We start from the raw sequence: 12,623 nt of genomic DNA on the forward strand, positions 1-12,623 counted from the left end.
CGTGGAAGCCAGCAAGCAGCACCGGACGGGCCCGCTCGCGCCGTCGACCGCCGCCTCCGCCGGAGGACGCGCGTCGGCGGGTACCGAGAGCGGGCGCTCCGCCAATGCCGGGGGAACCCTCTCCGCCGTCGGGCGGCTCATCGAGCGGGCGGACGCCCTGCACCTGCGCGCGCCCGAACTCGCCTTGGTCCTGGGTGAGCGCGCGGCCGCGATCGCCGAGGCCGCCGGAGCCGACGAGCAGTGGATCCGGGCCGAGAGCCTGGTCGTCTCCGCACGCGTCCGGCTCGGCGACCGGCCGGCCACGGTCGGCCGGGCGGTCGCGGCGCTGCGCGCGGCCGAACACGCCGGCTACGGCGACATCGCCGCCCGGCTGCGCATCGACCTCGCGGTCTGCGCCCGCAGCCTGGGCGTGCCGCTGACCGGCCTGGCCGCGCTGCGTCCGGTGCTCACCGACCCGGTCGTCTCGCCGGTGCACCGCGCCGCGGCGCTGACGCACCTGGTCGGCTGCCTGGCGCAGATCGGCCGGAAGTCCGAGCTGGACCGGGTGCTCGTCGAGGCCGACAAGCTCGTCCTGGGCGACGAATCGCTGGGCGCGGACACCCAGCTGCTGGTGCGGGCGCTGCTGCGGGTCGGCACGGCCGCGCACCGGCGTCGCCACGGCGACCTGACCGCGGCGGCCGACGCCGCCCGGACCGGGCTGGGCTTCCTGGAGAAGCTCGACAACCCGGCCGACGACGGCGGGCTCGTCCGGATCCGCCTCGTTCTGTTGCTGGTCGGCACCCTCCTCGACCGCGGTGACAGCGAAATGGCGTACGAGATCGCCGAGCCGGTGCTGGCCGAGCCCATCCGGGCCGCCGGCGTCGCGCCCGCGAGCTGGCTGCGGCTGGCCGTCGCGACCCGCGTCCACCTGCCGTCGGGTTCCGGCGAAGCGGCGATCGAGCTGGTCCGCGAAGCCGTGGCGAGCACCGATCGCCACGGGCTGTCCGCGGTCACCTCACGGCTGTGGCTGGAACTGGCGCAGCTGCACGAACGCTTCGGTCAGGCCGAAGAAGCCATCGCGTGCCTGTACCGCTCGCGCGCGGCCGAACAGCTGCACGCGCGGGCCCGGCGGCAGGCGTGCAACGTGCTGGCCGGCGAGTTCGGCTCCGGCGAACCCGCTTCGGTCGACCTCGACGAGGTGCTCAAGGCGGTCCCGTCGCGGCCGATCCCGGTCGTCGCGGCCGAGCCCGCCCCGGCCGTCCGCGAACCGGCCGCGCCCGCCGCCCCTGGTGCCCCGGCGGCCCCGGCCGCCCCGCAGGCCCCCGCTTGGTCGTTCGGCAGCCGCGCGGAGCCGGAACCCGAGACGTCGGCGCCCGCGTGGTCGTTCGAACGGCCCCGGACCGCACCCGACGCGGCCGAGACGACGTTGCTGCCGGCGGTGCGGGACGAGCCCGCGCGCCCGGAGCCGGTGGTCGTCGAACGGCGCCCGGAACGGCCTGCGGCCCGGCCGGAACCGATCGAGGTCCGCTCGGCCGAGCCCGGCCGGCGGCCGGACCCGGGCGAGGAGCGTTCCGAGCCGATCGAGGCGCGGTCGGCGCGTGAACGGCGCTTGGAACCGATCGACGTCGCCTCGGCCGAGTCCGGCCGGCGGCCGGAGCCGAGTGAGGCACGCCCGCCGTGGCAGCGGACCCCGGAGCCGGTCGAGAGCCGGTCCGCGGAAGCGCGGCCGCAGTCCCGGGCCGAGCGGCGCTCCGCGTCCGAGCCGCGCCTGGATCCCATCGAAGTGCGGTCGGCGCCCGAACGCGGCGCGAAGCCGGAGTTCCGGTCCGAGCCGATCGAGGTCCGCTCCGCGGCGCCCGACTTCCGGTCGGAGCACGACCCGGAACGGAACGGGGTCCGGTCGAAGCCGGAGTTCGAGTCCGAGCCGGCCGACTTCCGGTCCGGCCGGCGTGCCGCGCCGGAATTCGAAAGCGGCGCGGCGGTCGAGCGCGAGTCCAACGGCCACGCGACACCGAAGCCCGCCGCAGACGCTCCCGCGCCCGCCGAAAACGGGAAGGCCAAGTTCTCCTGGGCCGCCGTCGCCGAAGCGCGGCTGCGGGAGACCGCCGCCGAACGGGAGTCGGCGCCCACGCGCGTGACCCCGGCTCTGCCGCTCGCACCCGAGCCCGCGGCCGAGCGGGAACCGGTGCGGCGTGAGCCGCAGCCCTCGACCCGGCACGACTCCGAGCACGGCTCGCAGTCGGTGCTGGACCGCCTGGGGATCTCCGCGCCGGGCGGTGGTGGGGGCCGTGGCCGCCGCCGGGCCGAGGACGCCGAAAGCCCCCGCGAGGAGCCGGCGCCCGAACCGAAGCGGCCGGAGGCGCTCGCGCCGGCCCCGCGTCCCGAGGACTACAGCGACGACGCCGAGTCGTGGCTGCCGCGGCTGCGGATGCCGCCGTCGCTGGAGCCGATGGAGGACTTCGGGCACTGGACGCCCGCGACGGCGCCGTTCCCGGAGAGCTACGCGCGCGCCATCGCCGAGGACGAGCCGCCGCCGGACGCCGGCCTCGCCGACCTGCTGGCCCGCGCGCTCGCCGAGCACCAAGCGGGCACAGCCAGCGCCGCGGCGCTCGTCAAGCAGCTGGGATCGCAGGACAACGGCAGCCGCCGCAACGGTCACGGCCGCAACGGCCACGGCGCGGAAGTCCCGGACTCCCGCCGCCACGGCTCGTCCGACTGACCCGCTCCGCCGCCTCGCGCCCAACCCCGCAACGCGGCCCGCGACTCGGGGTAGCTCGACGCCGAGCCGCGGTTCTTGTGCCCGCAAGTACCGCAACCTGTCGCCGAGTCGCGGCAGCTGTGCCCCCGCGTCGACGACTCGCCGCCGAGTTGCGGCACCTGCGCGCATCGACCAGGACTGGTCGCCAGGTTGCTGTTCTTGCGCGCGCGTTCACCCCGAGGCCGTCGCCGGGTCGCGGTGCTTGCGGGTGCATCCACCACCACTCGTCACCGACTTGCCGGGTTCGCCTCGGCCGCACCGCGACCCGGGTTTCGGGCGAACGCCGTTCATTCGGTGAGACACCACCTTTCGTCGCCGACTCGCCGGTGGGCCGGGAGAGTGGGATGCGTCGCACTCCGGGGTCGGCGACCGGCCGACAACGTTCGCCGAACGGCGTACCGGTCTCCCGCGCCCGGGTCAGCTGAACCGATCATGTAGCCGCCGCGCTGCGCAACGGCCGGCCGGTGCGGCTGGTCAGCGCCACGCGAAGGCCCGGAACACAACCCGTCAGTAGCTTGACCGATCACGCGAATCCGCAGGCCCATAAGGGTTTTTCCGCGCCCGGCAAGCTCCGGGTCTTCGTGTGTTCCTCCACCCCGGCGGATTAGTGTGAGGTGGCCGGCGTTCAACGCCGAACCCGGCGCGGAGTCACCCCACGCACTTGGAGAGTTGCCTCAAATGAGCTCGACCGGAGTCTCGTCCCCACCCGGAACCGGAGCCGTCACCGAACCCGAGTTCGGTGCCCCGCGCTCCACCGCCAGCCCGGAGCAGATCAGGGACGACCTGATCGACGCCGCCGCCGGGCTGGCCCCGGAGATCGGCGAGCTCATCCGGCTCTACTACCGGCACATCCCGGCCGAGGAGATCGTCGGTGACGAGCCGGTGAACCTGGTCGGCGCGGTCCGCTCGCACCTGCAGCTGGCCAAGCACCGGATGCCCGGCCGCCCCGCCGTGCGGCTGCTGAACCCGACCGTCGCCGAGGACGGCTGGGCCCGTGAGGCCACCGTCGTGCAGGTCGTCACCGACGACATGCCCTACCTGGTCGACTCGATCGCCGCGGAGTTCGCCCGCGACGGCGTGCAGGTGCAGCGGATCGTCCACCCGATCGTCGTCGTCACCCGCGACCTCACCGGCGAGCTGCAGGAAGTGCACCCGGACGCGGACCCGGGCCGGCCGCCCGCGAACTCGGCGGCCGAGTCGTGGATGTACATCGAGATCGACTTCGTCACCGACCCGAACCGCGCCCGCGAGCTCGACAACCGGCTCGCCAGCGTGCTGGGCGACGTCCGCGAGGTCGTCGAGGACGCCGAGAAGATGGCCCAGACGGCGTGCCAGCTCGCCGGCGAGCTGGAGACGGACCCGCCGCAGCTGCCCCAGGCCGAGGTCGCCGAAGGCGCCCGCCTGCTGCGCTGGCTGGCCGACGGCCACTTCACCTTCCTCGGCTACCGCCGCTACGAGCTGGTCGACAACCCGCACCCCGACTCGGACGAGCCGGCCCTGCGCGCGGTGCTGGCGTCCGGCCTCGGCGTGCTGCGCCAGGACAGCCTGGCCGCGCGCGGTCTCACCGCGGGCCCGGACACCGCGACGTCCGCGCTCGCGCCGTCGCTGCTGGTGCTGACCCAGGCGAGCGCGCCCTCGACCGTGCACCGCCCGGTCTACCCGTACTACGTCGGCGTGAAGACCTTCGACTCCGAGGGCACCGTCACCGGCGAACACCGCTTCCTCGGCATGTTCACCACGACCGCGCTGCACGAGAACGTCCTCGACATCCCGGTGGTCTGCGACCGCGTCCGCGAGGTCATCCACCGCGCCGGCTTCCCGATGGAGTCGTTCTCCGGCCAGCGGATGCTCGAGGTGCTGCAGAACTGGCCGCGCGCGGACCTGTTCTCCGCCGACACCGACTCGCTGTATTCGACGACGACCGGCGCGATCACGCTGTCGGATCGCCGCCGGCTGCGGCTGTTCCTGCGCCGCGATCCGTACGGCCGCTTCTACTCGTGCCTCGTCTACCTGCCCCAGGACCGGTACACGACGCGCTCGCGGCTGGCGATGCAGGAGGTGCTGCTCGAAGAGCTCGAAGGCACCCAGCTCGAGTACAGCGCCCGCATCGGGGAAACCGTGCTGGCGCAGGTGCACTTCATGGTCCACACCGATCCCGCGCGCGGGCAGGAGCCCGACACGCAGCGGATCCAGGAGCGGCTGAACGACGCCGTCCGCAGCTGGGACGACCGGATGGTCGAGGCGGTCCTCGACGAGCGCCGGGAGCGCTCGGACGGCGGCGTGGCCGTCGGCGTCCTCGGCGAGGAGTCGGCGACCGAGCAGGGCCAGCGCTACGCGAGCGTCTTCCCCGAGGGGTACAAGGAGGACTTCTCCGCCGAGGAGGCGCTCTCCGACCTCCGCGCCCTCGACTCGCTCTCCGACGAAGGCGACCTCGCGCTGTCGTTCTACCTGCCGGCCGACGCCGAGCCCGGCGAGCGGCGGTTCAAGCTCTTCCTGCGCGGCGAAGGCGTGACGCTGTCGAAGGTGCTCCCGGTCCTGCAGGCGATGGGCGTCGAGGTCGTCGACGAGCGGCCGTACGAGCTGCACCGCGAAGACGGCGGCCCGTGCTGGATCTACGACTTCGGCCTGCGGATCAGCCAGAAGATGCTCGGCAAGCAGCCCGACGACGACGCCGTCGCCGAGCTGCGCAACCGGTTCCAGGACGCCTTCGAGGCCGCCTGGCGCGGGGACGCCGAGGTCGACGGCCTCAACGGCCTCGTCCTGCGTGGCGGGCTCACCTGGCGCCAGGCCGCCGTGCTGCGCGCGTACTCGCGCTACCTGCGCCAGGCCGGCAGCGCGTTCTCCCAGGACTACATCCAGAACACGCTGCTGTCGCACACCGAGGTCGCCACGAAGCTGCTGCGGCTGTTCGAAACGCGGTTCGACCCGCAGCTGTCCGACGTCGACCGCGAGGCCGCGACCGACGGGCTGGCGAGCGAGCTCGACGCGCTGATCGACGAGGTCACCAGCCTCGACGAAGACCGGATCCTGCGCCGCCTGATGGCCGTCATCCGGGCCACGCTGCGGACGAACTACCACGTCACGGGCTCCGACGGCGCGCCGCGGCCGTACCTGGCGATCAAGCTGGACCCGAGCGGGGTGCCCGACCTGCCGGAGCCACGCCCGCGGTTCGAGATCTTCGTGTACTCGCCGCGCGTCGAAGGCGTGCACCTGCGCTTCGGCGAGGTCGCGCGCGGTGGCCTGCGCTGGTCGGACCGACGGGAGGACTTCCGCACCGAGATCCTCGGCCTGGTCAAGGCGCAGGCGGTCAAGAACGCCGTCATCGTGCCGGTCGGCGCGAAGGGCGGCTTCGTCGTGAAGCGCCCGCCGGTCCCGACCGGCGACTCGAGCTACGACCGCGACGCCCAGCTCAACGAGGGCATCGCCTGCTACCGGATGTTCATCGCCGGCCTGCTCGACCTGACCGACAACCGCGTCGAGGGCAAGACCGTGCCCGCGCCGGGCGTCGTCCGGCACGACGCCGACGACTCCTACCTGGTCGTCGCGGCCGACAAGGGCACCGCGAAGTTCTCCGACATCGCCAACGAGATGTCGGCGCAGTACGGCTTCTGGCTCGGTGACGCCTTCGCCTCCGGCGGCTCGGTCGGCTACGACCACAAGGCCATGGGCATCACGGCGAAGGGTGCCTGGGAGAGCGTCAAGCGGCACTTCCGCGAGCTGGGCAAGGACACCCAGACCGAGGACTTCACCGTCGTCGGCATCGGCGACATGATGGGCGACGTCTTCGGCAACGGCATGCTGCTGTCCGAGCACATCCGGCTCGTCGCCGCGTTCAACCACATGCACGTCTTCCTGGACCCGAATCCGGACGCGGCGGTGACCTACGCGGAGCGCCGCCGGCTGTTCGACCTGCCGCGCAGCTCCTGGGACGACTACGACCGCTCGCTGATCAGCGAGGGCGGCGGCATCTACTCCCGCTCGGCCAAGTCGATCCCGGTCAGCCCGCAGGTGCGCGAGGCGCTCGGTCTCGACGCGAGTGTCACCGCGCTGGCGCCGATGGACCTGCTCCAGGCGATCCTGCTCGCGCCGGTGGAACTGCTGTGGAACGGCGGCATCGGCACCTACGTCAAGGCGGAGACCGAGACCCACGCCCACGCCGGCGACAAGGCCAACGACGCCATCCGCGTCGACGGCAAGCAGCTGCGCGTCCAGGTGTTCGGCGAGGGCGGCAACCTGGGCCTGACCCAGCTCGGCCGGATCGAGTTCGCCCGCCTCGGCGGCCCGGAGCACACCGGCGGCAAGATCAACACCGACGCGCTGGACAACTCGGCCGGCGTCGACTGCTCCGACCACGAGGTCAACATCAAGATCCTGCTCGATCACCTGGTGCAGACCGGGAAGCTCGAGCAGGCCCAGCGCAACGAGCTGCTGGAGGAGATGACCGACGAGGTCGGCGCGCTGGTGCTGGCGGACAACTACCGGCAGAACGCGGTGCTCGGCGTCAGCCGGGCGCACGCCGGGCCGATGGTCTCGGTGCACGCGCGGCTGGTCGCGTCGCTGGTCTCCCAGGGCGCGTTCGACCGCAAGCTCGAGGCGCTGCCGAGCAACTCGGAGTTCCGCGAGCTGGAGAAGGCGGGCAAGGGCCTCACCTCGCCGGAGCTGGCGACGCTGCTCGCGCACGTCAAGCTGGAGCTGAAGGACGAGCTGCTGGCCAGCGATCTGCCCGACTCGCAGGTCTTCGCCGGCCGGCTGCCGGAGTACTTCCCGAAGCCGCTGCGGGAGCGGTTCGCGCCGGCGATCGGCGAGCACCCGCTGCGCCGCCAGATCATCACCACGCTGATCGCGAACGAGGTCGTCGACGGCGGCGGCATCTCGTTCGTCTACCGGCTGATGGAGGAGATGAACGCGACGGCGACCGACGCGGTGCGCGCGTACGCCGTCGTCACGCGGGTGTTCGACCTGCCGTCGCTGTGGACCGCGATCGACGCGCTGGACAACGTCGTGCACACCGACGTCGCCGACGAGATGATGCTGGAGACGCGGCGGCTGCTCGACCGGGCCGCGCGCTGGTTCCTCACCAACCGGCCGCAGCCGCTGGCGCCGCTGGCGGAGATCAACCGCTTCGGCCGGGTCCTCAACGAGCTGGTGCCGAAGCTCGGCGACCTGCTGCGCGGCCGGGAAGCCGAGTCGGTGCAGGCGAAGGTGGACGAGCTGACCGCCGGCCACGTGCCGGCCGGGCTGGCCCGCCGGATCGCCCTGCTGCTGCACACGTTCGGCCTGCTCGACGTCACCGAGGTCGCGGAGCTCGCCGAGCAGCAGATCGGCGTCGACGCGACGCACAGCCCGGCCGAGACGGCGGAGCTGTACTACGCGCTGTCGGCGCACCTGGACGTCGACAAGATGCTCACCGAGATCAGCGCGCTCGAACGGGGCAACCGCTGGCACGCCCTCGCCCGGCTTTCGCTGCGCGACGACGTCTACGGCTCGCTGCGGGCGATCACGCTGGACGCGTTGCGGCACAGCGATCCCGGGTCGTCGGCGGACGCCAAGATCGCGCAGTGGGAGAAGACCAACGCCTCGCGGCTGCAGCGGGCGCGCGTCGCGCTCGACGAGATCACCAAGTCCGGCCGGCTCGACCTGGCGACCCTTTCGGTGGCGGCCCGCCAGATCCGGAGCACGGTGCGGTGACCTACGTTTCGCTCGTCCGCCCGCGCTGGACGGACATGGACGTCTACGGGCACGTCAACCACGCCAAGATGGTGACGCTGCTCGAAGAGGCCCGCATCCCGCTGCTGTTCGAGGGGGCCGTCAAGGCCGGGCTCGACCAGCTGCCGAAGGGCATCGTCGTGGTCAAGCTCGAGGTGGCCTACCGGGCGCCGATCGTGGTGTCCGGGCAGGAGATCCGCGTCGACATCGACCTGACCGAGCTGAAGGCGGCGAGCTTCACGCTGGCCTACCGGGTGCACGGCGGGCCGGCCGAGTCGGATCCCGTGGCGGTCACCGCGCAGACGGTGCTGGCGCCGTACGACACCGTCGCGCTGCGGCCGCGTAGGCTCACCCCGCCCGAGTCGGAGTTTCTGAAGCAGGGGTTCGCGGATGCCTGAGTTGTTCGTGCCGGACGCGGCCGACCGGGAGACCCTCGGCGCGTTCGTCGCCCGCGCGGTCCGGCTGGACGGCCAGACGGCCGTCCGGCTGCGCCAGCGCGGTGACGGCGTGGTCGAGGCCTGGACGGCGACGCCGTTCGAGTGCCTGGCCACCCGCGCGGTGGCCGGTGACGTGACCCCCGGTGACGTCACGGTGTCCGGCAACGAGCTGCTCGCCGCGCTGACGGTGGCGGGCGCGCCGCGGATGGACCCGGGCCCGGCCCGCGACCTGCTGTGGCACGGCGAGCTGCCCCCGCCGGGCCGCTGGCCGCTGGTCGACGAGCTCCCGGCGCACGTCGTCGCGAAGCTGGCCGACCAGGGCGTCACGCTGGCCCGCGACAACGCGGGCCCGCACGGCAACCCGCCGGCGTCGCTGATGGACCAGGCGGTGCTCACCGTCAGCGATGGGTCGCTGGAGGTCAAGGTCCAGATGCGCTGCCTGTTCGCGTTGTCCGGCATGGGTTTTGTGGACTCGGGCGTCGAGGGCGACGTCGTCCGCGTGACGGCGACGGACTCGTGGCTGCGCCTGGACGCCCGGTACGGCGCGATCCTGCGCCGGCGCCACGCGCTGCTGCCGCTGCTGTTCTGACAGGTTCCTTACGGTTGCCGCCGGCGCGCTCGAACGGTGGCACGCTGGAAGCATGACCCCGGACGACGACGACCCGACGGCGGACTTCCTCGACGAAGTCCGCGCGGACGAGACGCCGTGGCGGCGCGACCGCCGGCCGGGGGAGCAGGCGCCGGAGCGCGCCGAGCGACCTGAGAGGTGGGGCCGCACGCGTGCGGCGGGCCGGGCGGCTGCCCAGGCGGCGCCCTACCTCCAGGCCGCGGCGCTGGTGGCGTGGCTGGCGAGCGGAGCCTTTGACGACGGCTCGGGCTCGGGTGACCAGTCGGGTTAGTGCGGTGCTGGTGGTGTCGGCTGTCTTTTGGTGACGGTTCGGGCTGGGTGACCGGTCGGGTTAGCTCGGCGCTGGTGGGTGTGGTCGGCCGCCTTTCGATGACGGTTCGGGCTGGGTGACCGGTCGGGTTAGTGCGGTGCTGCTGGTGGTGTGGTCGGCTGACTTTCGGCGACGGTTCGGGCTCGGGTGACCAGTCCGGTTAGCTCGGCGCTGGTGGTGTGGTCAGCCGGCTTCCGATGACGGCTTGGGCGCAGCCGGCCGGTCCGATTGGCGCGGACCTGGTGGGCGAGTCGCGCCCTCGACGACTTCGGGTGACCAGCCCGGCCAGCTCGGCGCGGGGCACGCAGCGCCCGCCCTCCCCAAGGGGGCCGGTCCCAGCTCCAGCGTATCGGCGACCACCGGCGGAACCCCGGAACAAGGTGGTTTTCCGGGGGAGTTGTCCACATCCGCGGTGAGCTGTGGAAAAGCGTCCGCACGCGGCAAGCTGTGGAAAGTGTCCGCACGCGGCGAGCTGCGGGAAAAGTGCGCGGTCCGCGGCGAACTTCGTCTGGTCCGGCGAGCACTGGAAGCTCGCGCGATCTGCGTCCGGTCCGCCGCGGGCCGCGGGAAGAGGCAGGTTCGCGCGATCTGCGTCCGGTCCGCGGCGAGCCAAGGAGAGCGCGAGGCCCGCGTCAGACCAGCCAGGCAGCGGAGTCGGCCGGTAGCTTCCCGTCCACCAGCGGGCTGCTCGAGAGCAGCACCTCTCCCGGTGGCAGTGCGATCGGGCTCGCCGACGTGTTCAGGGCGCAGACCAGCCCGCCCCCGCGCCGCCGGAACGCGAAGCAGCCCGCGGGCGCGCCGTACCACTCCAGCTCGTCGCCGCTGAACGCCGTGTGCGTCTTCCTCAGCTCGATCGCGGCGCGGTACAGCGAGAGCGTCGAATCCTCGTCCTCTATCTGCTTCTCGACCGTCAGCCCGGCCCAGTCCGCCGGCATCGGCAGCCACGTGCGCGGGTTGCGGGAGAAGCCGAACGGCGGCAGGTCGCCCTCCCACGGCAGGGGTACTCGGGAGACGTCGCGGCCGAACTCGGCTCCGCTCGTCTTCGCGCGCGGGTCCGCCATGGCCGAAGCCGGCAGGTCGACGTTGGCCAGGCCCAGCTCTTCGCCGTTGTACAGGTAGACCGCGCCGGGCAGGGCCAGCTCGACCAGCGCCATCGCCCGGGCTCGGCGCTCGCCCTGCGTGCCACCGCCGTAGCGGCTGACCTGGCGCCAGACGTCGTGGTTGCTCAGGGTCCACGTCGCCGGTGCGCCGACCTTCGCCGGCACAGTGAGGGAACGCTGGATCGCGGTGCGCATGGCGTCGGCGTCGAAGTGGGTCAGCACCAGCCGGAAGTTGAACGCCAGGTGCAGCTCGTCGGGCCGCAGGTAGCGCGAGAGGCGTTCCTCGTCGGTCACCCAGATCTCGCCGACCGCCATCGTCTCCGGGAACTCGTCGAGCACCTTGCGGATCATCTGGTGGATCTCGTGGACGCCGTCGTAGTCCCAGCGCGGGTCGTAGTAGTCGGTCGGGGTGAACCCGCCGGCCCGCGGGTCCATGTCCGGCAGGCCCGGCGGCTTCGCCATGCCGTGCGCGACATCGATGCGGAAGCCGTCCACGCCGCGTTCGAGCCAGAACCGCAGGGTGCGCTCCAGGTCGGCGGCGACCTCCGGGTTGGCCCAGTTCAGGTCCGGCTGCTGCGGCGCGAACAGGTGCAGGTACCACTGGCCGTCCGGCACGCGGGTCCAGGCCGGGCCGCCGAACGCGCTGACCCAGTTGTTCGGCGGGTCCTCCCCGCGCGGGCCGACGCCGTCGCGGAAGACGTACCGCTCGCGCTCCGGGCTGCCGGGCGCCGCCGCCATCGCCGACTTGAACCAGGCGTGCTGGTTGCTGGTGTGGTTGGGCACGATGTCGACGGTGACCTTGATCTTGCGCTTGTGCGCCTCGGTCAGCAGGACGTCGAAGTCGCCGAGGGTGCCGAACATCGGGTCGACGTCGCGCGGGTCGGCGATGTCGTACCCGTGGTCGGCCATGGGGGAGCGGTAGAACGGCGTCAGCCACAGCGCGTCGACGCCCAGCAGCTCCAGGTAACCGAGCCGGGACCGGATGCCCTCCAGGTCGCCGACGCCGTCGCCGTCCGAGTCGGCGAACGAGCGCACGTAGACCTGGTAGAAGACGGCTTCCCGCCACCACTCGAGCGCATTCCGGGGGCCCCGGGTGGCGGAGCCCCCGGCCCGGGGCGAAGCCCCGGATGTTTCGGCGTCCTCCGGCTCGGGTCTCATCAGACGAAGCTGTTCATCATGCTGTGCGCGGCCATCTCCAGGTACGCCCACAGCTGCTGCCGGTAGGGCTCGTCGAGGTTCTCCTCGTCCACCGCGATCCGGATGCAGCGCAGCCAGGCGTCCCGCTCGATCGGCCCGATCTTGAACGGCGCGTGCCGCATCCGCAGCCGCGGGTGCCCGCGCTGGTCGGAGTAGGTGTGCGGGCCGCCCCAGTACTGCATCAGGAACAGCCGGAAGCGCTCCTCGGCCGGGCCGAGGTCCTCCTCCGGGTAGAGGGGGCGCAGGATCTCGTCCCGCGCGACTTCCTCGTAGAACCGCCCGACGATCCGGCGGAACGTGGGTTCGCCACCCACCGCTTCGTACAGGTTCGCCGGTTCGCTCACTGGTGACACGCCTCCCATTTTGCCCTTCCCGTAAAGGTTCCCGACGGCCGGTACCGCTCGCTCCGAACCGTCGCAAAACCGTTTCCCACAGTAACGGCGGCGAGTGCGCGAGCCTGGGCGGCGACCGTTCCCGGCCACGGGTCGTGAGTGCGCAACAGCGTCAG

At 72.6% G+C, this 12,623-nt stretch carries 7 protein-coding genes; 5 read left to right on the forward strand and 2 right to left on the reverse strand.

Features of this window, described 5'->3' with window-relative positions:
• Position 1 precedes the first annotated feature (1 nt).
• From OG494_RS00515 to OG494_RS00535, 5 genes are all read left to right on the forward strand, one after another.
• A complete protein-coding gene (locus OG494_RS00515; RefSeq protein WP_328450801.1) occupies positions 2 to 2,698 on the forward strand; it encodes a hypothetical protein in 2,697 nt (898 codons plus the stop codon).
• A 717-nt stretch (positions 2,699 to 3,415) separates the two neighbouring features.
• Positions 3,416 to 8,425, forward strand: a complete 5,010-nt coding sequence (locus OG494_RS00520) for an NAD-glutamate dehydrogenase (protein WP_328450803.1) — start codon at positions 3,416 to 3,418, stop codon at positions 8,423 to 8,425.
• Entirely contained in the window at positions 8,422 to 8,841 is a 420-nt protein-coding gene (locus tag OG494_RS00525; RefSeq protein WP_328450805.1) for an acyl-CoA thioesterase, read from the forward strand. The genes OG494_RS00520 and OG494_RS00525 overlap by 4 nt, the downstream gene beginning before the upstream one ends.
• Positions 8,834 to 9,469 carry a hypothetical protein gene (locus OG494_RS00530; RefSeq protein WP_328450807.1) on the forward strand — a complete coding sequence of 212 codons (636 nt, stop codon included), beginning with the start codon at positions 8,834 to 8,836 and terminating at the stop codon, positions 9,467 to 9,469. The genes OG494_RS00525 and OG494_RS00530 overlap by 8 nt, the downstream gene beginning before the upstream one ends.
• A 52-nt stretch (positions 9,470 to 9,521) precedes the next feature.
• Positions 9,522 to 9,779, forward strand: a complete 258-nt coding sequence (locus tag OG494_RS00535) for a hypothetical protein (RefSeq protein ID WP_328450809.1) — start codon at positions 9,522 to 9,524, stop codon at positions 9,777 to 9,779.
• A gap of 671 nt (positions 9,780 to 10,450) precedes the next feature.
• Here the strand turns inward: OG494_RS00535 and OG494_RS00540 are convergent.
• Both OG494_RS00540 and OG494_RS00545 read right to left on the reverse strand, forming a co-directional pair.
• On the reverse strand, positions 10,451 to 12,076 hold the full coding sequence (locus tag OG494_RS00540) for a glycoside hydrolase family 13 protein (protein ID WP_328450811.1): 1,626 nt from the start codon (positions 12,074 to 12,076) through the stop codon (positions 10,451 to 10,453).
• Positions 12,076 to 12,459, reverse strand: a complete 384-nt coding sequence (locus OG494_RS00545) for a globin (protein ID WP_326960134.1) — start codon at positions 12,457 to 12,459, stop codon at positions 12,076 to 12,078. Before OG494_RS00545 ends, OG494_RS00540 begins: the two co-directional genes overlap by 1 nt.
• Positions 12,460 to 12,623 lie beyond the last annotated feature (164 nt).

This window comes from Amycolatopsis sp. NBC_00438, assembly GCF_036026695.1.
Lineage (GTDB): Bacteria > Actinomycetota > Actinomycetes > Mycobacteriales > Pseudonocardiaceae > Amycolatopsis.

Excerpts from the sequence above, each read along its gene's own strand:
- OG494_RS00520 (WP_328450803.1), top strand. The coding sequence starts at position 3,416 with ATGAGCTCGACCGGAGTCTCGTCCCCACCCGGAACCGGAGCCGTCACC.
- OG494_RS00530 (WP_328450807.1), top strand. The coding sequence starts at position 8,834 with ATGCCTGAGTTGTTCGTGCCGGACGCGGCCGACCGGGAGACCCTCGGC.
- OG494_RS00535 (WP_328450809.1), top strand. The coding sequence starts at position 9,522 with ATGACCCCGGACGACGACGACCCGACGGCGGACTTCCTCGACGAAGTC.
- OG494_RS00540 (WP_328450811.1), bottom strand. The coding sequence starts at position 12,076 with ATGAGACCCGAGCCGGAGGACGCCGAAACATCCGGGGCTTCGCCCCGG.